This is a genomic window from Sporosarcina cyprini, assembly GCF_022048975.1.
In the GTDB taxonomy this organism is placed as follows: Bacteria; Bacillota; Bacilli; order Bacillales_A; family Planococcaceae; genus Sporosarcina; species Sporosarcina cyprini.
Genome location: NZ_JAKMHX010000025.1, coordinates 144,359 through 171,183 on the forward strand (window position 1 = coordinate 144,359; position 26,825 = coordinate 171,183).

General features: G+C 44.7%; 27 protein-coding genes. 17 read left to right on the forward strand and 10 right to left on the reverse strand.

Going from position 1 to position 26,825, the window contains the following annotated elements; translation table 11 throughout:
- The first annotated feature begins 60 nt into the window (after positions 1–60).
- Both L7D49_RS10910 and rlmD read left to right on the forward strand, forming a co-directional pair.
- Positions 61–942: a LysR family transcriptional regulator gene (locus tag L7D49_RS10910; RefSeq protein ID WP_238080872.1), complete on the forward strand. Its 882-nt coding sequence runs from the start codon at positions 61–63 to the stop codon at positions 940–942.
- A 172-nt stretch (positions 943–1,114) separates the two neighbouring features.
- Positions 1,115–2,512 carry a 23S rRNA (uracil(1939)-C(5))-methyltransferase RlmD gene (rlmD, locus tag L7D49_RS10915; protein ID WP_238080873.1) on the forward strand — a complete coding sequence of 466 codons (1,398 nt, stop codon included), beginning with the start codon at positions 1,115–1,117 and terminating at the stop codon, positions 2,510–2,512.
- Positions 2,513–2,810: 298 nt separating this feature from the next.
- Here rlmD and L7D49_RS10920 read toward each other — a convergent pair whose 3' ends face one another.
- Together L7D49_RS10920 and hpaB are read right to left on the reverse strand one after the other, a co-directional pair.
- Positions 2,811–3,350 carry a GNAT family N-acetyltransferase gene (locus L7D49_RS10920; RefSeq protein WP_238080874.1) on the reverse strand — a complete coding sequence of 180 codons (540 nt, stop codon included), beginning with the start codon at positions 3,348–3,350 and terminating at the stop codon, positions 2,811–2,813.
- A 322-nt stretch (positions 3,351–3,672) separates the two neighbouring features.
- Positions 3,673–5,121, reverse strand: a complete 1,449-nt coding sequence (gene hpaB / locus L7D49_RS10925; protein WP_238080875.1) for a 4-hydroxyphenylacetate 3-monooxygenase, oxygenase component — start codon at positions 5,119–5,121, stop codon at positions 3,673–3,675.
- A gap of 529 nt (positions 5,122–5,650) precedes the next feature.
- On the opposite strand from hpaB, the gene L7D49_RS10930 reads away from it, so the two are divergent.
- Entirely contained in the window at positions 5,651–6,859 is a 1,209-nt protein-coding gene (locus L7D49_RS10930; RefSeq protein WP_238080876.1) for an MFS transporter, read from the forward strand.
- A 58-nt stretch (positions 6,860–6,917) separates the two neighbouring features.
- Here L7D49_RS10930 and L7D49_RS10935 read toward each other — a convergent pair whose 3' ends face one another.
- Positions 6,918–7,511, reverse strand: a complete 594-nt coding sequence (locus tag L7D49_RS10935; RefSeq protein WP_238080877.1) for a TetR/AcrR family transcriptional regulator — start codon at positions 7,509–7,511, stop codon at positions 6,918–6,920.
- Positions 7,512–7,710: 199 nt separating this feature from the next.
- Between L7D49_RS10935 and L7D49_RS10940 the strand changes: the two genes are divergently transcribed.
- Both L7D49_RS10940 and L7D49_RS10945 read left to right on the forward strand, forming a co-directional pair.
- Complete coding sequence (locus L7D49_RS10940) at positions 7,711–9,390, forward strand: FAD-binding protein (RefSeq protein ID WP_272493174.1); 1,680 nt, start codon at positions 7,711–7,713, stop codon at positions 9,388–9,390.
- Between the two features lie 14 nt (positions 9,391–9,404).
- Positions 9,405–9,866: a CoxG family protein gene (locus L7D49_RS10945; RefSeq protein ID WP_238080878.1), complete on the forward strand. Its 462-nt coding sequence runs from the start codon at positions 9,405–9,407 to the stop codon at positions 9,864–9,866.
- A 73-nt stretch (positions 9,867–9,939) separates the two neighbouring features.
- Here the strand turns inward: L7D49_RS10945 and L7D49_RS10950 are convergent, their stop codons facing one another.
- A complete protein-coding gene (locus L7D49_RS10950; protein WP_238080879.1) occupies positions 9,940–10,647 on the reverse strand; it encodes a DNA alkylation repair protein in 708 nt (235 codons plus the stop codon).
- Positions 10,648–10,773: 126 nt separating this feature from the next.
- Here L7D49_RS10950 and L7D49_RS10955 point away from each other — a divergent pair, with 126 nt between their 5' ends.
- The 7 genes from L7D49_RS10955 to L7D49_RS10985 all read left to right on the forward strand — a co-directional run bounded on the left by L7D49_RS10955 (position 10,774) and on the right by L7D49_RS10985 (position 15,808).
- Complete coding sequence (locus tag L7D49_RS10955) at positions 10,774–11,331, forward strand: DUF4256 domain-containing protein (RefSeq protein WP_238080880.1); 558 nt, start codon at positions 10,774–10,776, stop codon at positions 11,329–11,331.
- Positions 11,332–11,358: 27 nt separating this feature from the next.
- Positions 11,359–11,892 carry a hypothetical protein gene (locus L7D49_RS10960; RefSeq protein ID WP_238080881.1) on the forward strand — a complete coding sequence of 178 codons (534 nt, stop codon included), beginning with the start codon at positions 11,359–11,361 and terminating at the stop codon, positions 11,890–11,892.
- A gap of 35 nt (positions 11,893–11,927) precedes the next feature.
- Complete coding sequence (locus L7D49_RS10965; RefSeq protein WP_238080882.1) at positions 11,928–12,311, forward strand: YbgA family protein; 384 nt, start codon at positions 11,928–11,930, stop codon at positions 12,309–12,311.
- A gap of 353 nt (positions 12,312–12,664) precedes the next feature.
- Positions 12,665–12,970, forward strand: a complete 306-nt coding sequence (locus L7D49_RS10970; protein ID WP_238080883.1) for a DUF2628 domain-containing protein — start codon at positions 12,665–12,667, stop codon at positions 12,968–12,970.
- A 464-nt stretch (positions 12,971–13,434) separates the two neighbouring features.
- Positions 13,435–14,355: a hypothetical protein gene (locus tag L7D49_RS10975; RefSeq protein WP_238080884.1), complete on the forward strand. Its 921-nt coding sequence runs from the start codon at positions 13,435–13,437 to the stop codon at positions 14,353–14,355.
- A 45-nt stretch (positions 14,356–14,400) separates the two neighbouring features.
- Positions 14,401–15,177, forward strand: coding sequence for a GNAT family N-acetyltransferase (locus L7D49_RS10980; RefSeq protein WP_238080885.1), 777 nt, complete (start codon positions 14,401–14,403; stop codon positions 15,175–15,177).
- Positions 15,178–15,211: 34 nt separating this feature from the next.
- The gene (locus L7D49_RS10985; protein ID WP_238080886.1) at positions 15,212–15,808 is read left to right on the forward strand and encodes a histidine phosphatase family protein; all 597 of its coding nucleotides are present in this window, start codon (positions 15,212–15,214) and stop codon (positions 15,806–15,808) included.
- 635 nt (positions 15,809–16,443) lie between these two features.
- On the opposite strand, the gene L7D49_RS10990 is transcribed toward L7D49_RS10985, so the two are convergent.
- Positions 16,444–16,896, reverse strand: a complete 453-nt coding sequence (locus L7D49_RS10990) for a hypothetical protein (RefSeq protein WP_238080887.1) — start codon at positions 16,894–16,896, stop codon at positions 16,444–16,446.
- Positions 16,897–17,033: 137 nt separating this feature from the next.
- Here L7D49_RS10990 and L7D49_RS10995 point away from each other — a divergent pair, with 137 nt between their 5' ends.
- The 5 genes from L7D49_RS10995 to L7D49_RS11015 all read left to right on the forward strand — a co-directional run bounded on the left by L7D49_RS10995 (position 17,034) and on the right by L7D49_RS11015 (position 21,280).
- Positions 17,034–17,474 (forward strand): DUF4362 domain-containing protein, encoded by a 441-nt coding sequence (locus L7D49_RS10995; RefSeq protein WP_238080888.1) that lies wholly within the window; start codon positions 17,034–17,036, stop codon positions 17,472–17,474.
- Between the two features lie 141 nt (positions 17,475–17,615).
- Positions 17,616–18,299: a helix-turn-helix transcriptional regulator gene (locus tag L7D49_RS11000; protein ID WP_336246387.1), complete on the forward strand. Its 684-nt coding sequence runs from the start codon at positions 17,616–17,618 to the stop codon at positions 18,297–18,299.
- Positions 18,300–18,349: 50 nt separating this feature from the next.
- Positions 18,350–19,711, forward strand: coding sequence for an MATE family efflux transporter (locus L7D49_RS11005; RefSeq protein ID WP_238080890.1), 1,362 nt, complete (start codon positions 18,350–18,352; stop codon positions 19,709–19,711).
- Positions 19,712–20,011: 300 nt separating this feature from the next.
- On the forward strand, positions 20,012–20,650 hold the full coding sequence (locus tag L7D49_RS11010; protein WP_238080891.1) for a FusB/FusC family EF-G-binding protein: 639 nt from the start codon (positions 20,012–20,014) through the stop codon (positions 20,648–20,650).
- A 189-nt stretch (positions 20,651–20,839) separates the two neighbouring features.
- Positions 20,840–21,280: a hypothetical protein gene (locus tag L7D49_RS11015; RefSeq protein ID WP_238080892.1), complete on the forward strand. Its 441-nt coding sequence runs from the start codon at positions 20,840–20,842 to the stop codon at positions 21,278–21,280.
- Positions 21,281–21,449: 169 nt separating this feature from the next.
- Here L7D49_RS11015 and L7D49_RS11020 read toward each other — a convergent pair whose 3' ends face one another.
- From L7D49_RS11020 to L7D49_RS11040, 5 genes are all read right to left on the reverse strand, one after another.
- The gene (locus L7D49_RS11020; protein ID WP_238080893.1) at positions 21,450–23,081 is read right to left on the reverse strand and encodes a midas domain-containing protein; all 1,632 of its coding nucleotides are present in this window, start codon (positions 23,079–23,081) and stop codon (positions 21,450–21,452) included.
- A 402-nt stretch (positions 23,082–23,483) separates the two neighbouring features.
- On the reverse strand, positions 23,484–23,915 hold the full coding sequence (locus L7D49_RS11025; protein WP_238080894.1) for a hypothetical protein: 432 nt from the start codon (positions 23,913–23,915) through the stop codon (positions 23,484–23,486).
- Positions 23,916–23,994: 79 nt separating this feature from the next.
- Entirely contained in the window at positions 23,995–24,768 is a 774-nt protein-coding gene (locus L7D49_RS11030) for a YibE/F family protein (protein WP_238080895.1), read from the reverse strand.
- A complete protein-coding gene (locus L7D49_RS11035) occupies positions 24,765–25,904 on the reverse strand; it encodes a YibE/F family protein (protein ID WP_238080896.1) in 1,140 nt (379 codons plus the stop codon). Before L7D49_RS11035 ends, L7D49_RS11030 begins: the two co-directional genes overlap by 4 nt.
- A gap of 115 nt (positions 25,905–26,019) precedes the next feature.
- Positions 26,020–26,808, reverse strand: a complete 789-nt coding sequence (locus tag L7D49_RS11040) for an EcsC family protein (RefSeq protein WP_238080897.1) — start codon at positions 26,806–26,808, stop codon at positions 26,020–26,022.
- Positions 26,809–26,825: the final 17 nt, after the last annotated feature.

Here is a 26,825-nt window from a genome sequence, read left to right on the forward strand (position 1 = left end):
AATATGCAGTTTCTATGATACGATAGCTTAAAACTATAAATGGACAGGCGGAAAATCAAAATGGATTTGAAACAGTTAACGTATTTTGTCACAATCGTTGAGCAGAAAAGCTTTTCGAAAGCCGCCAGTGTACTTCATATATCCCAGCCATCTCTAAGTAATGCCATCAAAAATCTGGAAGAGGAGGTAGGATTTAAACTGCTGGAGCGCAATACACGGAATATTGGGCTAACAGAATCCGGCCAATTACTATACGAGAGAGCGCTTCACATTTTGCTCGACATGACTATTTTGGAAAAAGAAATGCAGGAAGCGCGTCTCGTTGGAAAAGGAGAGCTGCGATTAGGGATGATTGAGTCAGTGAAACATTGGATTCCAAAAGTTATCCGAAAGTATGAGGGGAAGTTTCCGGATATGAATCTGTTTCTGACAGAAGAGCTAAGTGGAGAAGATGTAAAACGTTCATTGCGGCAATATAAATCCCATGCGATTATTACCAATCAATTAATCGATGAGGATGATATTCAAACGGTGCCCTTATACAAAGAAAAACTCGTACTCGTCGTACATGAGGACCATCCATTGGCTAATAAGGATGCAGTTGAATTGAGTGACTTGCAGGAAGAACCGTTTATCATAACAAGTGAAGGGTTTCAAACAAGAGAGGATGTTTTGGAGACGTTTACGGCTAAGGGCATCTCTCCCTATATCAAATATGAAGTAGAACGTTTCGAAACAGCATTAAGTCTAATCCTCGAAAATCTTGGCGTCTCGCTCATTCCTGAAAATTACTTGGCGGATCGACTTAGCGCGCGGCTGGTCCATAAAGAAATCGTTTCGTCTTCTTTGGAACGCAAAGTCTATTTAACATACTTGAAGGATCGTTATATGGCACCGGCCATTGAGGCTTTCATTGAAGAAACCATTCTCTTCTTCAGATAATCCCGCGTATGTGATACCTGTAGGCAAACGACATGGTAATAATGCCCCTCTCCCTAGCATTTCAGTATGGTGAACCCATCCAAACTTCGCTATAATAGGTCAGTGCATCACTTCACAAAACTAGGCGAAGCCGTTGAATAGAGAATGATAGGGTTTAAAGGAGGCTGTAATTATGACTGTTACAATTGGAGAGACATTGGTCGCAGATGTCCACCGTCTGGATAAGAAGGGGAACGGACAGGCCGTACTTTGGCGGGAGAGCGAGCAGGGCAGCAATCCGAAAAAGCTGAAGCTGACGATTCCGCAGACTTTGCCGGGCGAAACGGTACAAGTAATTGTGGACCAGCCGGAAAAGAGAAGACGGAAGGCGTTGCCGGAGAAGATACTCAAGGCGAATCCCGAACGGGTGGAAGCGCCTTGTCCGCATTTCGAGCTTTGCGGGGGCTGTGTTTGGCAGCATTGGTCGTACGAAGGTCAGCTGAAGCATAAAACGGGACATGTTCAAGAGGCGCTGGAAAGCGTCGGTTTGGATCCGTCTCTCGTGCAGGACACGATTGGCATGGAGGAACCTTGGCATTATCGCAATAAAATGGAGTTCACTTTCTCGCCGGAAGGGGATCTCGGCCTTCATGAGCAAGGAAATTTCCGCAAAATCATTCCGCTTGAAACTTGCCTGATTGCAGGCCGGAATATGGTGGACGCTACGATGGAAGTAAGCAAATGGGTGAAAGAGCATCAGCTGAATGGTTACAACAAAGACACACACCAGGGACTGCTTCGTCATTTAATGGTCCGCGAGTCATTCGCGACAGGCGAGGTCATGCTGGCATTGTTTGCAACAGAATCGCCAGAGGGAGATCTCGCAAAGGCAGCAGAGGATTTGATTGCTAGAATTACGGCAAACTATCCGAACGTGAAAAGCCTGCTGTGGCTCGTCAACACGGATTGGGCGGATCGTACGCAGTCGGAAGAAACGTTCGTTTTAGCGGGACGGGACTTCATTTACGACGAACTTGGCGGCTATCGCTACCGTCTCTGGTTCGATACTTTCTTCCAAACAAATCCGGTACAAGCGCAAAAGCTCGTGGATTTGGCACTCGAGATGGGCAAGCCGGAGAAGGAAGAAAAGATGATCGACCTGTTTTGCGGAGTCGGAACATTCTCCCTGCCATTTGCTGCGCGCGTCAAGGAGCTCGCCGGCATTGAAATCGTGGAGACCTCGATTGAATCCGCAAAACGGAATGCACTCGATAACGATTTGCACAACACGACTTTCCTCGCTCGCGACGCACGCCGGGGCATCGACGAAGTGCACGAAAGCTGGGGCCTTGCGGATCTCTTGCTCATCGACCCGCCGCGCAGCGGAGCCGGCGGCAAAGTAATGCGCAGAATTGGACGTGCCCAACCGAAACGGATTGTGTATGTATCATGCAACCCGGATACATTCGCAACAGACGTTGCCGAATTACTGCCGTTTGGCTATACGCTGGAGACTGTGCAGCCTGTGGATTTATTCCCGCATACGGTGCATGTGGAGTGTGTGGCTTTGCTAGTTTTACAAGAAGGTTGAGTGGATTATAATCGCTCAACCATGGCAAACTTATATTAAATCTTGATGCTTTTATCTTCGTTGACTTCAATCTTTTCAACGAAGCGTAAAAGAGTCTCTGTAGTCAAAGTTTCGAAAGCCACTGCTTTTTAAATTGTTCTTTGATGGAGAAAAGTTTACTCGCTGAGTAGCTTTCCTCCATCTTTTTTTGAAGTTGGCTTTTCTCGACTTCTAAATGTAGCAACTTGTCTTCAATTTTTGCTATTGACTTCGCATAGTTATTCGTATACTGTACGATGCACTATTTAAATTGTTAGCTTTATAATCCGAGTCTGGCACCTACTTCTGCATACTCTATATCTTTTCTTTCTGCATTCCAATTACCGAATGTTTGTCCGTCCCATATCGCTCCTGTTTCAACGAAACCGACAGACGCATACAACTTCCGGGCGGCTTCGTTTACCATCCAATATGATGTTGAAACTGCATCGGCTTTTCCTTGTGGAAACGACTTTATGTAATCAATAACTTTCATCATTGCTTGTTTGCCAAATCCTTTGCCTTGATGATTTTTATCAATCATAAAGCGATTAAGTCCATAAGTAGATTTATCTCCATATTTTTCACATAAAAATGCACTTTCCGCCAGTTCGAAAAATCCAATATCGACATATCCTATGACCTCATCATTGTTGCATATAGCGAAGATCATAGGAGGTTTTTCGTCGTTGAGTATCTTTACATAGGCTTTAGCCAAACAATATATGCTAGAATCCACATTTCCTTTCTGCTCGTCTGTTATGCTTAACTTCAACACTGCCTCAAAATTATCGTGGGTAATTTTTCTTAACTCAATCATTTTTCTTCCCTACTTCCGAAAAAATAAATTCGCTGCATCTGCCCGTAACGCCGTTCCCGTCCCCAAGGGCAAGAGCGTTCCCCGTCCTCCGTACCTTAACGACACCAGTATAGTATAAAAACCCAAATGTTTCCACGATATGATGATATAATCATACTGGTTGGTACAGGACTTCGTATTCAGGCACCATTTGAAATTGAAGAACAGAATGTATAAATAAATTGGCGTTACTAGTATCGCACTAAAAAAAGCAGGAGCATCCGAGAATTGCTGGTGAATTCTCCGGATTACCTTCTGCTTTTTTAATTACTTCGGCATAGAGTCATTTATCATCAAAGTCCAAGAAACGGCTCACTGTCTTTACATATTCACTCTTCGGATACTTCTTATATAAATCGCTTGACAATCGAATCGGGTCACCGAAAAAGTACCGTTCGTATTGGGTTTGTCTTGTTCCGAATGAGCTCATCGTCAGATCCCACGCTAATCGAAAGATTTTAACCCGTTCCTCTGCGGTCTTCGTGGCTCCTTGAAGATATAAATCGAGGTCACTTCGTATGGCCGAATGAAAGGCGTTTTCGGTTGGCAGGTTAATCATTCCACTTGCACCGATCAGCTGGATAATTTCGGTGAATCGAGGATAGATTTTAGGGAAGATGGTTCCCGCGACTTGAAGCGGGAAAATTTCAGGGCGCATATACCCCCATTCATCTACCGCTGCATTGTTTTCCGACTTCTCGAGCAAGGCTCTCATGGTTTCGAGGCCCGTGATGATTTCGGACATCTTTTCTTGGATATGCGGATACTCGCTAATTTTGATTATTTGGATCAAATGTTCAGCAATCCCTAGGATGAACTCTGTTTTTACAATCTGGCGAGTGACAACCTGGTGCTTGGCAAAAGGATGGAACGAGCTTTGAGTGGGAAACTCTTCAGCTGCTATGGCATTGTTGTAATAAAATACTCTATTCCACGGCACTAAGACATGATCAAAGACAACTATGGAATCCATCTCCTCAAACCGCGAGCTTAACGGGTGATCAAAGGCAGATGTACCACCTAGGAAGCTGTCCCTGCAAATGAACTTAAGACCTTTCGTATTGGAAGGGATTGAAAAAGCGAACGCTTCGTCTTCATTGAATAGAAACTTCCCAACGCTGAATACTAATACCTCATCTGTTAATCCGCCTTGTGTCGCTAGCAGGCGAGCCCCTTTAATAATGAGTCCTTTTTCATTTTTCTCAATTACTTTTGCAGCGATGGGCTCATCGGTATTTTCCATATAAATCGCTGAACGATTCACTTGGGGAGAAATGAAGGTGTGAGTAAAGGATAAGTCATTTTCCCGGGCCATTTCATAGAATGCTTGCAGGTGATTTGGGAAACAGTAGTCTTTATTAATAAAAAAAGAAGCTGAGGAAGCAAAGCTCATTAGCACCGTGTTTAAATAGTCTGGAGTTCTCCCCATAATCCCGCCTGAATACCGAGCCCAACGTTCCATCATTTTTCTTCGTTTGAGCAGGTCCTCTTTCGTCTTTGGCTGCAAATAGGAAAGGCCGATGCGTTCTCCGGATTCCGGTGAAATAAAAGTCATTTCATCAATAAATCTCGGGTCAAGCTGCATATCATAAAGAGCCGCTTTTGACTGAATCAGTCCCTTGAAAGCAGGATGTTCAGAGACCAGCCCCTCCACTTTTTTACCGTCATACCAAATCTCATTATGTAGCTGATTTAATCGGTTTATATAATCTTTCCCGTTGATCGCTCCCATATTTCACTCCCCAATTTTAAACAAGCGCTCAATCTTTGATAAAATTAATCTATGTATACAGAGCTTGGACATATACCTTTTTCACAAAGCATGGGATCCTGATATAGGAGTCCCGCTTCATTTCCGGTCCACTTATACGTAGCTGGACGAAGAGTAGAATCCATGCTTTATTGACAGACAAATAGAACTTTTTATTTCACCGTAATTTCCAGTAGTAAAGGACCATGCTTTTCTGCTACACTATAAAAAAATACTTTAAGCCGGTCCTGTGAGGCCGAAAAGAGTAGCTGAATAGCCGTGTTGATTTGAATTCGGGATGGTGGATAGAAGATCGTCTGCTGAGTTCAAATATCGATATCTTGTTTATTCATGCCCTTTTGTCCTTGCAGACGGAAGGGTATTTTATTTTGCCTGAACCTAAAGGCAGCTCTTTTTAAACCGGTTCTGTGAGGCCGGTAAGGGGAATTGGATCAATCCATTCTTTCAAAAAGAGGCGCAGTACATCTTGAGGACACTGGAGGAATACGGAATGGATTATCGTAAGAAGACGGTAGTGGCGTCGGTTACAGGTTTGACACTGGAAGGCATGGATATTATGTTTATCTCGTTTGCCATGTCGTTGATCATTGCAGAATTTCACATCGACCTTGCAACAGGCGGGTTGATTTCATCTATTACGAATATAGGCATGCTTCTTGGTGGTATTGTGTTTGGGATATTGGCGGATAAGTATGGCCGCGTTAAAGTGTTTACGTACACGATTATTTTGTTTGCGGTCGGGACAGCTTTGACGGGACTTGCGACAAGTATTGAGCAAGTGTATGTGTTCCGGTTTATTGCCGGTATCGGTGCTGGTGGTGAGTATGGAATCGGGATGGCGCTTGTAGCAGAGGCGTGGCCGAAGAATAAGCAAGGCCGTGCTTCCTCTTATGTTAGTGTTGGTGCACAATACGGTGTTATTTTGGCAGCGTTGCTTAGCGCAATCATCTTGCCGACTCTTGGATGGAGAGCGCTGTTCTTTGTTGGTGTATTGCCTGTCATCTTCGCGTTTATCGTCCGCAAGAATTTGGACGAATCGCCAGAGTGGCTTGCTGCACAGAAAATGAAAAAGACTGCTAAAGCGGATAAAGGCAAGCTGCTTCAGTTGTTTGAAAATCCAAGAACGACATGTACAACATTGGCGTTGGTCCTCATGGCGACGGTTCAAATTGCAGGCTACAACGGCTTGATGATTTGGCTGCCATCGATGTTGCAGAAATCACAAGGCCTATCGGTTTCGGGTTCCGCGCTTTGGACAATCAGTACAGCAGTCGGCATGATTATCGGGATGCTGACGTTTGGCCGGATCATGGACCGGTTTGGAGCGAAGCGTGCGTATGGCCTGTTCTTACTTGCTTCTGCTTGTGCGGTGTTTCTGTATGCCAGTGCGACAGGTGCTGTCATGGTGCTCGTAGGCGGAGCCATTGTCGGTTTCTTCTCAAACGGAATGTTCGCAGGGTACGGCGCGTTGATCGGCAGCTTGTATCCGGTGGAAATCCGGAGCACAGCGACGAATACGATCTTCAACATCGGACGGGCAGTCGGCGGATTTTCCCCGATCCTGGTCGGCTATATTTTGCAAAGCTACGATATGAAAGTGGCAATGCTTTACCTAGCAGGCTTGTATTGCATCTCCTTCGTAGTCATGCTGACGGTGAAGAGAGCAAATGCGCAGAAGGTTACTGAAGCGGTTGCTTAACAAATAAAAATGCCAGGCACTCAATAGGTTTGAGTGCCTGGCATTTTTTTATTTCAGTTCATAGGTAAGGATTCTCCGCGTAGGGACCGATCGTCGACATTCTCGTCAGCTGTTTGGCCATATAGGCGGGGGTGTACGGCATATCATTTCTCAGCCACCACATGATGACACCCAAATAGGCGGTTGTAATATACGCAATTGAAATTTCGAGGGGCACTGTAAACTCCGTTCCGTCCTCAATCATATACTGCGAACCTCTTCTGACTAGTATTTCGATAATGTCTTTGACGGACTCGGTAAAGTAGGGCGCTTTTTCATTGATGAGCATCACTTTGTAAAACCGTTGCCTTTCCATCAATTTATTGAATAACCGAACAAAGATCGGATGTGGATTTTCGCTGTCGTATTTGAATTCAATTTCATTGACTTGAACACAAACCCGTAATTTATCCAGCGCATCCTCAAGCATTTGTTCCAGCAGTTCATCCTTATCGTAGTAATGCAAGTAGAAAGTGGCCCGATTCAAAGTGGATCGTTCGGAGATTTCCCGAACAGTGATCTTTTTGTACTCCTTTTCTTCCATCAGCTCCAGTAGTGCCTCTTCAAACATCGCTTTTGTTCTTTGGATCCTTGGGTCAATTTTAGTAGACAATTCACATCCCCCTGTCGATTTGTACGTTGTTTTTTGACATTCTCTCTATGTTTGTCTATAACTCACCATTTATCTGAAAAATGTTTATTGTGTTACTTATTATCTTATCTATAATTATACAAGACAACGCCATGTCAATAAATACAATTTATTCATGGTCATGTAAGCGTTTTCTAAAATGGGAAGGGGAGGAATCGAGTTGATCTTAAAAAATGAGATGAAATGGGATGTGGAAACAGATGTCGTTGTAGTAGGCAGTGGAGGTGCGGCCTTAACTACAGCTATTCTTGCCCATGATCAAGGAGCGGAAGTCATCATTCTGGAAAAATCGGATCAAGTTGGTGGGACGACTGCATTTTCTGGGGGAATACCTTGGATTCCGAATAACCGCTATATGAAGGAATTAGGTTTGGAAGATTCGCATGATGAAGCCAAAACGTATATAACAAAACTGACGCACGGCAATGAGCCGAATGCGGAGTTAATTGATGTTTTCATTGAAAGCGGCGCGAAGATGATCGATTACTTGCATGAGCATACGCCTGTTAAATTTTCCGTCCCGAAAGGCTATGGTGATTATTACGCGGATCTGCCAGGGGGTAAGAAGGAAGGACGCTCGCTCGATCCTCTGCCATTTCCATTGAATGATTTGGGAGAGTGGTCAGAGAAAATTAGACGTAACCCAATTTTTCCTCCATTGACGCTGGAAGAGGGCGGAGCTGTGGATCCGGCAGATATTGATTTTACACTTGTCGCATCCCGGATGGAGAAGAACATTACCACAATGGGACGGGCCCTGGCTGGCAGTCTATTTAAAGCGGTGCTTGATCGGAAGATTGTCACGCTCACGTTAACTCCTGGAAAAGAACTTGTGATGAATGAGGAAGGGGCCGTCATCGGCGTCCGTGCAGAAAAAGAGGACGGAACCAATTTCTTTATCGGTGCGCGGAAAGGGGTCATGATCGCTTCTGGCGGGTTTGAATGGAACAAAGAGCTTGTCCGTTCTTTCTTAAAAGGAGCCATTACGCATCCGCATACACCAGCCTACAACGAGGGTGATGGTCTAATCATGGCGATGGAAGCGGGCGCTGCACTAGGCAACATGAGTGAAGCTTGGTGGTCTCCGGCGTTTGTAGATCCTACTGTGGAATATGAGGGCAGAGTTTACAATCAAATCGATTCGCAGGCGCGTACGATGGCGAATTCAATTATTGTGAATCAACACGGAAAGCGCTTTGTGAATGAAGGTTCGACTTATATGGATCTACCGAAGTCTTTTTACACATATGATCAAAATACGCAGTCACTTCCGAATCAATCCAATGTATATATGATTTTTGATCAACAATTGAAAGATCGCACATTAATCGTAACAATGGCACCAGGCGAAAAAGCGCCGGACTGGATTGCTCAAGCAGATAGCATACGGGAACTCGCTGGACAAATCGGGCTGGATCCGGATCAATTGGAAGCGACCGTCGAGCGATTTAATGAGCATGCGCGAAACCAGGAGGATCCTGACTTTAACCGAGGCTCGCTGCATTTTGAGAAATTTGCGACAGGATTCCAAGGTCCGGAAGCGATGCTTGGCCCGATTGAAAAGGGACCATTCTACGCACTGCCGATCTATCCAGGCTCCTTAGGCACAAATGGCGGACCTCGCATTAACGAACATGGGCAAGTGATGAGTCTGCGCGGAGAAGTCATTCCGGGACTGTACGCTGCTGGAAATGCGGCAATGGGCATTTTGGGCGGGGCGTATCCGGGAGCAGGCGGAACGATAGGACCTGCATTGACATTCGGCTACTTGGCCGGAAAGCATGTCGGCAACGTGACGGCCCGCGAAATTAGCGAATTGGAAGAAGTACTGCAACCGTAAAGGAGGAACTTGATATGCCAAGCGGAACTCATGTGATCAAACTAGATGTACCGATTGAAAAGGTGTGGAATTTCGTCAGTGATATGAATAGATGGGCACCACTCGTCCCCGGCTATATGGAACATGAAATCTTAAGTGACACACAGTCCACCTGGACATTTAAAGGTGACATCGGGATCATGCAAAAAACAGTCAAGCTGCAAATTGACATTACTGAATGGAAAGAGCCATCTCTCGTTACCTTCAACTTAACAGGAGTAAACGAAAACTTTGCAGGTGATGGATATTTTAAAGCAGAAGCCATTTCGGATTCCGAAACGGAGATGCACGGGAATTTGGACATCACGGCAAAAGGGGTAATGGGCCCGATGATCAATGCCATTTTGAAATCTTTTGTCCCGAAGACCGCTGAAGACCTGACAAAAGCTATTGCAGAGGAGATTACGAGCATTGAACTGAAAGGTGTTCAAGTGTAACCGACCTTGTGAACGAACTGAAAACTGCGTAGCAATAGCGGCCTTCCTATAATCCAGGAAGGCCGCTATTACGTTAACATCTTACATACTTCCGCTTAAAACCAAGCCTTCCTTTCTCCACATCTTTTTGTATACTCTCAGAGGGATTCAGAAGGCTAGGTTTTTTGTTTTCCCGTTTGATTTCTACAATACCGACTTCCTTTGCCGTTTCGAGTGCCTTTTCATGCATGGGTACATAAGAAATGCCAACTGTATAGAGAAAGTTATTCATAGATGATTTCGTCCGTTCAGGGGAATCGTGAATCGTATCTTTCACGATATCAAGCATCTTGGAAATTTTACTCTCCGAAAATTCATGGTCCTTCCGATTTCCTAACAGCCAGCAATAACAGCTCCAGCCTGCCGACATTCGGAGTTCATCGCCGCTTTCAATCCATCGGTCTGCAACCTCTTGTGCAATCGCCGATTCAGATAAAGTGACCGCTACGACATAGTCAGAAAGCATGTAGAAATACGCGCCGTCGATCCACCGATTATAATCCGATTCCGTCATGCCATTTGGGTCTGCGATAATGCCTGCGAAGTACATGGCATCATAGTTTCCGGTCGCATACAGTTCTTCAGCTAATGGCTGATTGATTTTAATTTTTTTGGCAATCGGTTTCATCGCCCCGGTAGCTACGCCGAAAACAGGCTCTTGCGCCCCGTTGGATAGATATATTTTTTTCGTCCGCTCCTTGCCGAGGGCCTCCATCTCCTGCATCACAGCTTCAAAGTCCAATGCCCACACTCCCTTTCTAACAGTTGCTCCCGATTATATACGTACTATTTTATCATTAAGAATGGCGAAATGGGTACACGTCAAGCATAATAGTGATACGTAATAAGAGAAGAAGGAGCATATCGAATGAAAAACAATTTATCAGCTGAAGAAATTGGAGAACTGCTTCAAACATTGCAAGCCCGTTTTGATGAAAACAAAGAGCGTCATGTGGAGATGGAGTGGGGTGCAGTCGAAGCGAGATTGAAAGCAAATCCAGAAAAGCTGGGGTCACTTTATGAAATGGAAAGAACCGGCGGGGAGCCGGATGTAGTAGGCCTGGACGCAGCATCAGGCGAAATCATTTTTTACGATTGTTCGAAAGAAAGCCCTGCGGGTCGCAGAAGCCTTTGTTATGACCGCGAAGCGTTGGAAGCACGGAAGAAAAATAAGCCCGAGAACAGTGCGATGGATCTGGCGGCTGCCATGGGCGTCGAAATTCTTACGGAAGAGGAATATCGGAAACTGCAGGAACTTGGGGCATTTGATTTGAAAACGTCAAGCTGGGTACAAACACCGCCGGCGATTCGGAAACTGGGCGGGGCGCTATTTTGTGATCGCCGCTACGATACGGTCTTCGTCTATCATAATGGCGCGGACTCCTATTATGCTGCAAGGGGCTTCCGCGGTTCATTGCGCGTGTAAATCAACTCATATGGTTTGGGGGAAATCATGAAACGGGCATTTATTGGGGGAGTCATTTTATTAATTAGCCTGGGATTGTTAAGTATTTTCGATTACAGATATGTGAGTGTCGCCTATATTTTAAAAGATGAGGGCTTCTCGAAAGAAGATATTGTACTGCAAGAAAAGTATTCTGTGCTGGAAGATGAAACTGGAACGCTTTTCATGTTGGCCAATTCAGACAGGATCGGACTCATTTATTCCAAATCAAACAAATGGGGTCTTCGGGAAAAAGGGGTTACCAGTTCAGTATCAGAACGGCCGGCCGCTGAACAGATCATTACAGTAGGATTTGCAAGACCAACAGAAGAGCTTGGCCGTTTTGAAAAACATAGCATCGTCGCTTATTATCTGGCGAATGATGAGAAGTTGGATATAGGCAGTCCAGCCGATTTCGATTTGACTGTTGAATATTTTTCGGTTAATAATCGAGTTTTATTAGTTGCACATGCAGTCAGTACAGATCGTGGAAGTTTAGGGTCTGAGGATGTACTGGAGTATTTAGAATCCTATGGAAGATAGGAAGCTCTTACTTTCATTGATTCAGGAGTGATCGGATGAACGACCTTACAAAGAAACAGCAACTGTGGAGCCGGGAAAAATACCGGGTCATGTTTCATAGCCAGAAGCATTATAACGAAATTAGAGAGGTATTGAAGCAAGGCAAGGACATAGAGCGGGTCGATCAACTCATTGAAGAAGCGGGAAAGATCGAACCGACAAAGGGCTCGGTCAGTAATGCGTATCAGCATATGTGGGGCTACTTTAAGAAAAATGCGACTGAGGAAGAGAGGGAGGCATACCGTTCGAAGCTGGATGCCTTCATGGACGATAAATTGGGCAGTGACGATTTGTTAGCATATTTGAAGCGGCTTGCTGTCAAATATGGTGTCGAATACTTGCTTAAAAGTACCATATTAAAAAGTGGAATAGGAGAATGAAAAAGTTATTATATTGTGGAGATAGTAGAAAATAGTTTAATTATTTTTATTAAAGATTAGTGTACAGGCCTCCAAATGCACAAAGGCTAGCGCTTTTTTTGCATGCAAAAAGTATAAGATGGAATGTAATATGACCTATGATTAAAAACATCAATAACTATCGACTTTGCTATTGCAAATAAGTATTGATACTTATTCGTGTGATTGATAATATGTACATAGTCATAGGAATGATGTTACAGCGATGACTAAATAGTGTTTTTTATCACTGCTTTTTGATGTAGTGACGGGTAGGATGTTTTATCAGGCGCTATGAGAAATTGCCTATCAAGTTAGAGGAAGGAGGATATAGAATGATTACGATGACAAATAATGCAGGATTGTCGAAAAGAGTGAAAGTAGGATTTAGTTGGACCACATTTTTCTTCGGCTTTTTGCCAGCTTTGTTCCGAGGAGACTTAAAATGGGCGATTATCATGTTTATAATTGCTAGTGTATTAGGTTCATTTACTTTTGGTATCGGGGCATGGGTTACTAGTTTGGTATTTTGTTTCATCTATAATAAAATTTATATTAAAGAACTCATCGAAAAAGGGTATTATCCCGCGGATGAACATTCACGTTCAGTATTAGTTACCAACCAAATTTTAGCAGCGTGAAGCAGTAATAAAATTACTATATGTTAAGATACTTAGCACATTTGTATTACTCGTAATTATATTTATTTTTTTATTTATAAAAAGGCTGTGATGGAAACTTTAAATAGTTTTCTTACAGCCTTTTTCAATTAATTCTATCGTTCTTGTTATTGAAATGGGTATAAGATTTTCTTGTAATGTAAAAACACTTTCTTCTTCTGATTGGCATAGCTATTAGCAGCAGAAAAGTGCGCTGCCGATTTTTACACAATCCCCTGCAATGATGACGCCTGTCCGATTTCTCCCTACCGTTACCATATCTACTTCATCAAGTGATCCAACCATTCAATAGGCTTTTATATTAATGTTGCATGCTGTTGCGTAATCCTCCAAACTTCTGGATACCTGCGGCTTTTTAAGATGTCCCTATGGTACACTTAGATAAATTTGAGAGATAACAAAAATAATAGAAAGGAAGACAAACTATGAAAGAGACCAACATCATCTCTCTAACACCAATTACTGATTTGGCGGAAGAGATGCAATCGTATATGCCGGTCTCCATTTCCATCGGACCGAACGGTGAGCCATGTCTGTTATTGACGAAAGAACAGCCGCCGCTCCATCAAGGATTGTTTCCGCAGACGGTTACGGAAGAGGCATATGACTACAAAGTAGTAATCTTGCGAGAGACAGGTAAACAGGTTCTTCATCTGCCAAGCGAGCATTGGAATTATCATTTCGTACAACCGTTAGATCAAGAGCGAGCCCTGCTTGCGGGGGCACGGTCGGAATATCACAGCGCAGATCATATCGAAGAGAATGCTCGCGTGTTTACGATGGAAGGTGAGTGTCTCCGATCGTTTTGCTTGGGCGACGGAATTGAAGATTTGTATGTAGCGCCGGACAATTCCATTTGGACGAGTTATTTTGATGAAGGGGTATATGGGAATTTTGGCTGGGAGACTCCGATTGGCCGGCATGGATTAATTCGCTGGGATGATAAGGGGAGACAGCTGGAGCACCATGATTCCTCAGGCGATCATCATATCAGTGATTGCTATGCGATGAATGTCGTGTCTGATGAGGAAGTTTGGTTTTATTATTATATGGACTTTGAACTAGGTGTTCGCAAGGCGGGGCAGACCGTCTATTATAAGCCGGATGTGAAGGGGGCCAGCCGCTTTGCCGTGCATGGGGATAAGCTGATCATGAATGGCGGCTATGGCGACCAAGAACAATTTTTTGAATTGGAGCGGGACGGCTCGCGATATGTGACGAAACGGCTTATCCAGTTCCGCAAGCCGGACGGGTCACTGCTTCGTCCGCAAGCTACGAGCAATCGTGGCAGACAGCTTTTATTTTTGGACGGCACGGAATTATATCGGTATGAGGTAGTGGACTAAACCACTGGCATAAGTCAGAGAGAGAACAGAGAGGGGTGTTGGATTGTGAATCAAACCGAAATGCTTGATTTATTTGATAAGGAACTTCGAAAGAATTTACGATCGCCAGGCAGTCGCCGGGAGGAAACAGAACATGTCGTTCGACATGTATCGCTGAATGGGGAAAGGGGCTTGATCATTTCTTCCAACGTGAATGAAGAGAATGCCGAGCGGGTCATTCGGGAGGAAATGAACTATTTCCGGCAACTGGGTGTTGGGTTCGAGTGGAAAGTGTACAGCTATGACAAACCTGAGAACTTGGTTGAGTTATTGGAACAAGAGAACTTTGCCGTTGAGCCGCGGGAAGCGCTGATGGTGATGGAAATCAAAGAGAATCATCCTTTTGTCACTTGGGGCGAATCGGAGCATCTCAGGGAAATCGTAGATGAAAAGGGCATTCGCGAGATGATTGCATTAATCGATTTCATTTGGGATGACTCGCATGAAGAGCTCGGGAATCGTCTTTGGCGGGACAAACAGAATGATCCAGAGTCGCTGTATATATACGGAATTTACAACGGAGATCGGCTCGTCAGTGCAGCTTGGATGTATTTCGAGGACAACTCGTCTTTTGCAAGTCTGTGGGGCGGGTCCACACTCCCCGACTATAGGGGAAGAGGCTATTATACTGAGTTGCTGGCTGTACGTGCTAAAAAGGCATTCGAGAGGGGCTATTCATTCCTCACGGTGGATGCGAGGCCGACGAGCCAGCCAATATTAGAGAAACACGGCTTTTCGCGCTTGACGTATTGCTACGGCTGCCAATCACCTGAGTTGGAATGAAAGTTCCTTTCGGAAGAAGGATGGGGGATCAGGGATGGAATTAGTTATTATTCGACATGGACAATCAGAAGCCGATTTACTCGGTGTACACGAAGGGCGAGCCGATTTTCCTTTAACAGAATTGGGGAGGAAACAAGCCGGAAAGATGGCTGTCTATCTTGCGGAAAATCTTCCGCCAGATTTGATTCTCGCCAGTCCTATGAAAAGGGCTAGCGCCACAGCCCGGGTCTTGCAGAAAACGATTGGATGCGAAATTCAATATTATGATGAACTCAAGGAATATAACAATGGCGTGTTGGCGGGATTATCGAAAAAGGAAGCGGCCATTACGCATCCCTTGCCTAAAGGGGGAAGGCCCGCCCACATCCCTATTCAAGACGGGGAATCAGAATTGGAATTTCGCTATCGTGCGGAATGGATGCTTCATCATGTTTTATACGAATATCGGGATGTCCGGCGGATCGCCATCGTGTCTCATGGGGGACTCATTTCCAATCTAATCAAAGCGTTCCTCCATCAACCGAATGGCAAGTTCGCATTTTCCACGGGCGATACTGGAATTCATTTGCTCGAGCAGCAAGAAGATATGCGCTTTGTCCGGTTTCTGAATCGGCAAGATCATTTGTTATAACTCCATAACCCAAAAGGGCACATACGAAAAGCGTATGTGCCCTTCAGAGCGTAGACAAAAGCATATTAATTTGTTGTCGCGTATAAAAATAATATACAACCGTTACTCACATTAGAATCCTAGAAAAGTTGATTTCCGCTTCTGGCGGTCGCTTTCCGGGGGGCGGGCGGTGAGCCTCCTCGTCCGCTTCGCTCCCTGTGGGGTCTCACCTGTCCCGCTCATCCCCCAGGAGTCGCCGCCTTCCGCTTCAATCAACGGATGTTCTGCTAACAAGGTATGTTGTTATTAATAATTAAAATGGAAGACCTTGTATATAGGAAGTTGAAAGAATCTTCATGTATTTACTCAACCATAAAGAAATTTTATCAAAGGCAGGGAGCGCAACGTAGACTCCTATGGGAATAGCTTGAGCTGAAGACCCCACAGGAACGGAGTGACGAGGAGGCTGAAGACCCCACAGGAACGGAGTGACGAGGAGGCTGAAGCCAAGCCCATGGAAAGCGAAGTTGCGCTCCCTGCCGGTTGGTTTATGCATTTCTATTCATCTCAAAGTGACTTTGTCTACAGTCTGAAGGGCACATACGAAAAGCGTATGTGCCCTTGCAGTAGATCCTTAAAAATAAATGGTCGATGAATCATGGATGGTTATCCATTTTACCATCTCTAAATTGAATGAATGGATCTTCCCCGCTAATTTGTAGTTTTCCTTCATGATAAAAGGCGGTCTCGTTATAATCAAATGTACTGCCATTATGCTCGATTGTAATAAAGATATCATGCCAGAAAGAATGTCCATCTTCATATTCAATATCATTTATTTTAAAATCTACTAGTCTATAGTTTTCTTTTTCCAAGTTCTTTGTTTTATCTAGAAAGACGGACTTCGCTTTTTTACTGGACATTGAAGTTTTTCCTTCTGAAACATCTTTGTCAAACAAATATAGCTGCTTATAAGCTTCTTCATAATCTTGGTCTTTAAGAGCTTTGTAATATTTATTGATACTGTTTTTAGCTTGTTGTTCAAGAAGATTATTGCAACCGGCCAAAATTAAAACTACAGATACTAACAAAAGTATTTTCTTCCTCATAAGCCCTCCTGATTTTAATTTCCTTTATTATACATCTTTTGAAGGCAGAAAAATATATTAATTATGTTTATCGGATAACTTTCCGCCTGACCGCATAAAGTGAAGTGGAGAATCATGTACCAAACTGGGGGAATCAGATGAAGAGAATCTTCTATGGGCTTCTGCTTTTCGGAGTCTGTTTGCTGGGGGCTTGTTCATATGACAGTGAGAAGGCGCTCAAAAACGGGGACGTTATTAATATGCATGGGCCGATCTACAATTTTGTTCACTTTGAGGAGTTCATGGAGCGGGTTGAAGCGGAGGATTCTGCCTTCGTGCGGATTTCGAATTTTACCCTTGAGGGCAACCCGATTTTGTACAATGTGACATTTGATGGAGCGGAGTTTGATTTGGAGATTGATCGATCGAGGGATAAGGAACGGGGGGACAAGCCGGCCAAGGAGAGCTTGTCTTGTACGGAGCTGACGCGTGAGGAAGGACAGCAATTGTTTATGTATTCACTGCAAGGCTGCGATTCAGACTCCAGCTTTACCTTGCTGAACATCTTGAAAGAGCAAGAGATGGACCATGAGCATTAGGTGTTTCAAACATTAAAGCGGATGTCGTTCATGACGGCATCCGCTTTTTTGCATGCACTGGATTTAGTACAGTCAAAAAATGGTCCGGTTCGCTGACTGTACTGCCAAGGTGAAGGTTTGTGTAAAATGTGATTAGGAAACGTGCTTATTTCGGAAAGCGAGGGAATCTTGATGATGAAGAGCCGGCAGATTGAGATGCTGCTCTATTTATTGAAAGTTAAAAAGACAACACATGAAGAGCTTGCCAAGAAGTTTGAAGTGAGCATCAAAACGATACAGCGGGATATTGATACTTTATCAGTGATGGGAATTCCGGTTACATGCAAAAAGGGGAATCAAGGGGGAATTCTGATTGACGAGAAATATAAGTTGTCCCGAACCCTTCTGACAAATGAGGATTTGCAGAGCATTGTGTTCGCTTTGTCACTGTATGACAGCGTTTCAAAGCGAAATCACGGGGAGGAAATCTTGAAAAAATTAGCCCTTATTTCGCCGGATATGATTTATCTGCTTGCCAAAGATGCCAACGAATATTTTGTTGTGGACCTGTTCAAGGAGAAACTTGATTTGAGCGGAATGGTATATGAGCATATTAATGCGTGTCTGGATGAGGAATATTTGCTGGACATAACTGTAGGATCCGAGCGAATGAAGGTTGCACCAATCAGCTACGTTTTGCGGGCAGATGGCTTGTATTTATATGCCTTTGCAGAAGAGTATGTATTGATCAAGGTCTCCGACATCCTTTATTCAAAAGTGACGGGAGAGGAATTCGAGCGAAATTTCCTCCAGTACGAAGAAAATCAAAACATTATTGTCAAATAAGACATAGAGTGTCCGGTTAGGGTCGCTATACTCTCTACGGAGGGATAGTGATGGAACAAAATCTGTATGAGCGTCAATCCGTAACGAGACTAATCTTTATGTTTTCGATTCCAGCAATTTTTTCATTGATCGTTGAGATGCTGACTGCAGTCGTCGATACTTCTTTTGCAGGGCATTTGGGCAATCAAAGCGAGAGCGCCCTGGCAGCTATGGGATTACTGTCACCTGTCCAAGTTGTTTTTGTCGCCTTGCAGACGCTTTTCGCTATTTCCACAGCCATTATGGTGTCGAACTACTTGGGGAGCGGGGATAGTAAACGCCTCCATACGTATTTTCAAACGGGATTCCTCATGACACTGATCGTTGGTATTGGATCGGCATTGGCAGCCTTTTTGTTGATGGATCCAATCTTGAATTTACTCGGAGCTGAGGGGGAAGTCCGCACTCTCGCTCAATCGTATTTCCGTATCTATCTGCTGAGTGTCGTATTTAGTTCGGTCGGTTATACACTGACGAGCGTCATTCGTGCATTTGGAAATCCGACAGCGGAAGCGGTCATAATTACTCTTTCTGTTTTAATTAACATAATCGGTAACACCATTTTTACGTTTGGCATGCATCTCGGAATGACCGGCATCGCGCTTGGGACATTGCTGAGCGAGCTGATTTGTGCTGTCATTTCAATGATGTACTTACAGAGAAAAGGCCAGTGGTTCCATGCGAAGCGCATCAAGTTGAAAGAGGGTCTCGCTGTATCTTTCTCTTTATTCAAGATCGGTTTTGCCCAAACGATCATACAAGTATTAGCCGGCGCTACAGCGTTTATTGTCAATCAACAGTTGATCAGCACAGGGGGAACCTCCCACGTCTCCATTTGGAACATCGCGAATAAATTATACATGCTCCTTTTGATGCCAATCATCGGCATTACGCAAGCTGTCCAAACCATCATTTCTTACTTTAACGGGAAAGGGGATGCGACGAAAAAGGCGGCCATTGTCAAGAAGACGATGGGATATTCGGTTGCCTATGGAGTGATAATCACGCTTGTCATCTATTGGCTGGGCCAACCGATGCTTCACATCTTCACTTCCGATGCAGAGGTGCTTTCTGCTGCCACGGCCGTTATCAAAGTGATCTTCGTGACGTTTCCTTTGCTTGGAATCACTTATACGATTATGACTTTATTTCAGGTGACAGGAAAGGAATGGCACGTGGTAATGCTTGGCATCACAAGACAAGTCATTGCGATGGTTCCGCTCGTTGTCATGCTGCCGTGGCTGTTTGGCACCTATAGTATCTGGAATGTCAGTCCCGCGTTCTCTATATTTTTCGCTATCCCACTGGCCGATGCAGCGACGTTATTTATTTCATTGATTTTGAGTCGGGGCGTCTGGAGCAGAAGGCTTTGAGGCGGAGAACCAGAGATCGTTTCTTCGCCCGTTCCATTCTTGCCACGGAAAAAAGATAGCAGTATGATAGAGGATGTAGCCCGGGAAGAGACAGGGTGAATCATCGGGAGGTGATGTGAAGATGGCAAGACAAATGGCATTGCCAGCTTCAACAAGGACTCATGCAAAGCCAGAAGATGAAAAGGCGATACTTTGCATGGGGCGAACGATAGGTTAATCGCTTGATGGGAGTTTCTCCATTTCTGAAAGGAAGGCTTTGCGCTTTGTTTAGAAACAATCAAAACAGAGGAGCTGACAGAAATGAAAAGAGAACCCTTTATTCGCAACGATCAATTCAATTTAATTAAACGGCAAGTACTCCACTTGGTAAACGGCCATGCAACGGTGAATGACCCACATGTAATCGACGCGATGGAATCCCTATCAATTGAAAAAGTGGTCGAATCGTTCTCCGTATTGACGGATGCGCAACGGGAGATGCTCAACGAAATGGTACAAGTTGCCGATAAAGAGACGGCCGAACAGTACCTATTGGAGTTGGAGAAATCTATCATTCCATTTCAGGAGCCTTCGGAGCAAAAGCTGAAAAAGCTTTTCCCGAAAGTGAAGAAGATGAAGCTGCCGAAGGAAAAATTGAACTTTCGACGAATGACATTTATTAGTTTTGACGATATCGGAACGAAAAAGAGATATATGGTTGTGCCGACTTCAAAAGGCCTGGTTGGACTGACAGGCACGTATGAAGAAACTAGGACCAAGCAAATTTGTTCCATATGCAACCGGCTCACACCTGTTTGTATGTTTATGACGAAAACAAAAGGCGAGAGCATCGGCACTTATACGAAAAAAGGAAATTACATTTGCCAAGACGCGGATGATTGCAACCAGCATGTATTGTCGCTGAAAAAAATCGAAACGTTTGTTGAGAATATAAAATAAGTAAGCTTGGAAGCCCCTTGCCACATGTTCATGTGTGGCGGGGGTTTTTTAGAAGGTTCGTAAGAGAACTTTTTCTACTGCAATCGATACTTTTAAGCCTATAAGTTTACTTGAAGCGAAATAGTGTGTGTGGTAGCCTAAAGTTTATCTTCCTAAGCCAATTTCCTATCTAGAAAAGGAGGCGTCTGTTTGAAATTGCTACTCATCGCCATCGGAATTCTCGTAGTACTTTTCGTCACCATGATTATCTTCATCACCAAGCGCTATCAAAAGGAACTGAGAAGTGCAGATTGGTATGATGAATTTCAATATGAATTCGAATCCGTTGATTGTCCTCATAAGAAGGCAATTAAACTATCGGACACAAATTGGAAATTTCATTTCACAATGCAGAAAGAGCAGAGTGCCACGGTCAAAGCAGGCCCGGCTTCTGTCACGGTCCATAAAACACGCTATCGCTTTTATTGTGATGAATGCGGGCAAAAGCGCTGGTTTCGGCAAACCAACTCAGTTCGGGACCATAAAGGCTTGTTTCAATTGCGGCTTAAATATTTGCTGATGTTGGGCGCATCGATCATGCTGTTCTTCATGGTCTCCATGGGACTGATTTTTAATGTGTTTGTGAAATAAGATAATAGAAAAAAGCCCTTGGAACGCTTCACAGTGAAGTTTCCAAGGGCTTTTCGATGGTCAATCAACGATAGAGATTTTATGATCCGGAAGTTTTCCGGTTAGACAGGAATTTCTCAACAAATCCCTGTTGGATGTGTTGCTATTCAATTGTGTTGGTTGAACAATCTTACTTTTTCAATGAACCAAATAGTGAGCTGTATGCAGAAACAACTTGCTGGTAATATCCAACTAACTTGTCCCATACCGTTGTTTGGACAGCTTCTGTGCTTGGAACTTCAACTGCATCTTCTGTATTCACAGGTGTTTCCGTCACGCTGTCATCAGCAGTAGCTTCGTCGTTAGCTGGAGTTTCAGCGGCGTTTTCGTCAGCAGCTGGTTCCTCAGCAGTAGCTTCGTCTTTAGCTGGAGTTTCAGCAGCGTTTTCATCAGCAGTTGGTTCCTCATCAGCAGCTTCGTCGTTAGCTGGAGTTTCAGCAGCGTTATCATCAGCAGTTGGTTCCTCAGCAGCAGCTTCGTCGTTAGCTGGAGTTTCAGCAACAACTTCATCAACAGCTGGCTTTTCATCTGTGTTTTCCTCAACATCCGGCTTTTCAATAACGATTTCATCGTCTGCCGGTGTCTCAACTACACTGTCCTCAGCAGCTGGTTTGTCATCCGCCGCTTCATCGCCAACTGGCGTTTCCGTATCGGCGTCGTCAGCCGGGACTTTCTCATCCTCGCCTTTCGGCACTTCGATACCTAAATGGTCTTGGATGAGTAGGTTATAATAATCAATTAAACTTACATAATTTTGTAAGATGGTTCTATATTCATTGACATGCTCGTCTGATATAATAGAGTTGGTTGATGAGTCAGTTGTCGAAGTATCTTCATTGATATTTTCGTCAGCTGGCTTTTCTGTTTGATCCACAGCTTCTTCAGCCGCAGGCGTATCGGCAGTTACTTCATCGTCTGCTGGTGTTTCCGCAGCTTCTTCATCATCCGCAGGCGTATCGGCAGTTACTTCATCGTCTGCTGGTGTTTCCGCAGCTTCTTCATCATCCGCAGGCGTATCGGCAGTTACTTCATCGTCTGCTGGTGTTTCCGCAGCTTCTTCATCATCCGCAGGCGTATCGGCAGTCACATCTTCGTCCGCCGGTGTTTCCACAGCTTCTTCTTCATCTGCAGGCGTGTCAGCAGTTACTTCATCGTCTGCCGGAGTTTCCGCATCTTCTTCTTCATCCGCAGGCGTATCGGCAGTTACTTCATCGTCAGCTGGAGTGTCTGTAGCTTCTTCATCATCTACAGGCGTATCAGCAGTTACTTCATCGTCTGCCGGAGTTTCCGCAGTTTCTTCATCATCCGCAGGCGTATCGGCAGTTACTTCATCGTCTGCTGGAGTGTCTGTAGCTTCTTCATCATCAGCAGGCGTATCAGCAGTTACTTCATCGTCTGCCGGAGTTTCCACAGCTTCTTCTTCATCTACAGGAGTATCTGTCGTTACATCCTCATCACTTGGTGTATTCGTAGCTTCTTCATCATCTGCCGGTTGATCCGGTTCCTCTTCGTCTGGCGTTGCAGCTACAAGGTTCTTGTTAGCGATGGTGCGCATGAATTTACCTTTTTCAGGGGAGCCTGGAATGCTGGTCGCATAATGGGATACTTCCGCTCCATGATTCTTAAACTCCTGGTCCTGTTTTTCAGCCGCAAAAGCTGAGCCGCCTGCACCGAAAATGGCTGCAGTTAGCATGGAAGTGGACATGACAAATGGCAAGATCTTTTTTGTGCGTTTTTCTGTTGGGTTCGTTTCTTTAACCAAGAATAATCAAACTCCTTTTTCACATTTTTTTGATCTGGACGATTACATCAAATGAACAGCTCGGAATCAGTATGTCGGTATATCTATCTGCCTCCTTCGACTGCAAGCTGAGAATCTGGGGTCATGTTCGGCTAACCAACTTGCGCAGCAGTGCCCCGTCTGCTTGTACATAACGATACCAAATGAAAATGACAGTGGTGTAACAACCAATTAACAAGTAACGGAGGAAATATTAACCGTTGTAATACAATCTTCAGACAGAAAAAGGATGGGATCTAATCTATTGGATGGTGTAATGCCAATTTATTCCTCACTATTATTGTAGGTCATGAAGGCCTCGCATTACTTTTTGATGGCAGGAGGAAGTGGTCAGAATGATCTAGCAGTTTGTATTACAATGTATTACAATCTGAAGGCAAAAAAATAATCCATCCTCGAGAAGGTACTCGAATTGGATGGATATGTGATCGCTAGATAGCAGGGCTGAACGCCAGAATATCGGGACGAACGCCAGAACCCTGGTCTGAACGCCAGAATATCGGAACGAACGCCAGAATATCGGGACGAACGCCAGAACCCTGGTCTGAACGCCAGAATATCGGGACGAACGCCAGAAACCTGATCTGAACGCCAATAACTCAGGCTGAACGCCAATAACTCAGGCTGAACGCCAATACCTCGAGCTGAACGCCAATACCTCGAGCTGAACGCCAATACCTCGAGCTGAACGCCAATACCTCGAGCTGAACGCCAATAACTCAAGTTGAACGCCAATAACTTAGGCTGAACGCCAATAACCCGAGCTGAACGCCAATAACTCGAGCCGAACGCCAATAACTCCGGCCGAACACCAATACCTCAAGCTGAACGCCAATAAACAAAATAAAGCACTAGACCCCCGCGCACCCTCCAATTACTCCTGCTCTACGGCCTTCTTCTTCCGAAACAGATCATAGACGTTGATCCAGGCGGTAATCGGGATGACGAGGGCGATTCCGGTGCCGGCGCACAGGATGAGTGCTAGTTCTGAGCTGAATATTTTGGAGTTGATGATGTCACCGAAGGAGTAATGCAAGTCTTTAAACCAGATGAGTAGTGCCAAGTAGCCGCCGAAGAAGGCGAAAAATAATGTGTTGGTATCCGTGCCTAAAATATCCCGGCCGATATGGACGCCTGATGCAAAGAGCTCTTTTTTGCTGATAGCCGGGTTATTGCGAAACATTTCATGCATGGAGGAAGCGATGGAGATGGCCACATCCATGACTGCGCCAATGGTGCTCATGATGATGACGGATACGCCAATCTTTATGAAGTCGACGCCAATGTAAAGGGACAGTCCGCTGAGGGCTTCGGTCTCCTCTTCGCCGAACCCTTGGATCATTAGGGTTTCCGAGACGATGACAATGAAAAACAGCAAGATGCATATGGTGATCATCGTAGAGAGGAAGGCTGTCACTGTTTTCCGGTTCACTTCATTAATATAGAACAAATTGATGCATCCGATCAGAATACTTGCGATGAAGGTAATCAGAATTGGATTAACGGTCGGACTGAGCATGAAAAACATTGCAATGAAGAGCACGCCAAAGTTGAGGAATAGCGAGATGAATGAGCGCACGCCATTTTTCCCACCGATCAGTACCATCAATAACAATAGAATGGCTCCTAGCCAAGTGATTGTGTTCATACGCCGGCCTTCTTTCGTTTAATGAAAAATAGGGTGGTGTACAGGCCAATCGGAATGGTAAGAACAATGCCGATGCCGCCTGCTAATGCACGGGCAATCTCGAGCGAGAGATTCATCGACAGGGTGTAGCCGAGGGCTGAGGCATTCCGTAAAAACAAGATGAGCATTGGGATCGACCCGCTTATGTAGGCAAAGAACAAGATGTTTGTAATGGTTCCCATTATATCCCGTCCGATTTCCCGGCCCGACTTTTTAATAGCTTGGAAAGAGATGTCGGGGTTCCGTTCATACAGCGCGAACAGGGAGGACGACATTGTAATGGCCACATCCATAATGGCACCGAGAGAGCCGATAAAGAGGCCGCCCATAAACACGATCTTATAAGGTCGCGTCACAAATTGCATTTCCTCGTAACGCAAGCCATTGCCTGATGTGAGCCAAATGATTGCAAACGTGATGGCCAGAGAAGCGAACGTCCCGAGAAGTGTCGCGACGATGGCGGCATATGTTTTTTCGGTGAAGCCGCTGACGAACAGTAAGGAGATGGCAGTAAACAATAAAATACAAATGCCGCAGACAACGAGTAGATTAACTGCGGAGTGTTTAACGTAAAGATCCAGCGCGAAGGATAAAATCAGTACATTGATTACGAAACTGGCGATGGCAAACAATCCTTGCCGTTTGCCGACGATTAACAAAGCAAAGATGAATATCCATGCGAGGAGAACGACGTACTTGTCCCTTTTGACATCCAAAATGATCGCTGGCGATTTTATCGTTCCTGCTGGATCCTTTTCCAGAAGTACGAATAATTCATTGCCTACGTTGTATTCTTGGTCGAATGCGCCGGAAGCGGAGTACTCGTTTACCAATTGAATCGATTGCCCTTTTTCTTCTCCATTTTGCAGAACTGCGACGAGCTGCTGTTTATATAAAATATCTTTGTTTTGAACTGGATCCGTTATGTTTGTTTCTTCCATCAGATTAGCCTGAACGACTTTGGCGATCGGACGGTCATAAAAAGAATAGTTGTGATTCACGAATAGGATGGAAACGATAAAGCAAATGAACAGGACAGTGTAAAATGAAATCTGTTTCCTCCCGGGTTTATTGCGATTAGTCAAAAATCCATTCAACAGGGGACACCTCCTTGGGGTCTGCGTGAACCGTTTGTACGGACGGGCACCGACTAAAAGGATAGACCAAATAGTTTTCGTCCGTCAAACGTTAGCAAGAGGAGGAGTCGATTATTCACGAATCCAATCTATCTAGAATCCGTCTTTTGCGGTACAGCATCTTCCCGGTTTCCGCAAGGTCTTGCAAGGCAGCCCGGTTTGTGAAGGCACCAAAAACAAGCCCTGCGATTGGAATCATTTGAAACAGCTTCTTCCAGCCGAATTGATCCCGGTACGAAAATACAACTTCCCGCCAGCCTTGCAGTTCAGAAAGGACTTCCCGCTTCATCTCATCTTGCGAATCAAATTGGGAGAGTTGCGCCAAGATGGCTTCCTTCCCGACGATGTCTGCCGCAACGAATTGCATGCATTTGACGACAAATACACGTTCCTCTTTATCATTTGGATCAAAACCGTAACAAATGGCGATGTCCTGCAAGGTTTTGATTTGCAGTCCAAGCAATAGCGGGATATCGATGGATAAGGTAAAGATGCCTCCGACACCTGTGCTCGCTCCTTGAAGAGTCGCTATCTTTTTTCTGTTTACCGTAATTTTATCTACCGCATCATCCATCGTAGCGATAGGTAGATGCTTTACCTGTTCCAGTGTATCCACGGACAGATTCGGATAATAAGAAGGGAGCTTTGAAACGGAGCTTAAATAGCTGCCCCCGGTTTGAATATATTGCCCAAGTTCGTCAAGCAGTGTTCCGATTTTCGTTTGAATGAAAGCGGGTGTCCATTTGTCCAAAAGTTTAAATGGGAGCCGGCCGAGCTTCTCCCAAAACCATAAATCCTTCTGATCCTTTTCCCAGTCCTCTATTTTTACTAACTCATTTGCCAACCACTCTTGTGATTCAGTCACTGCGCACTCCTCCGATT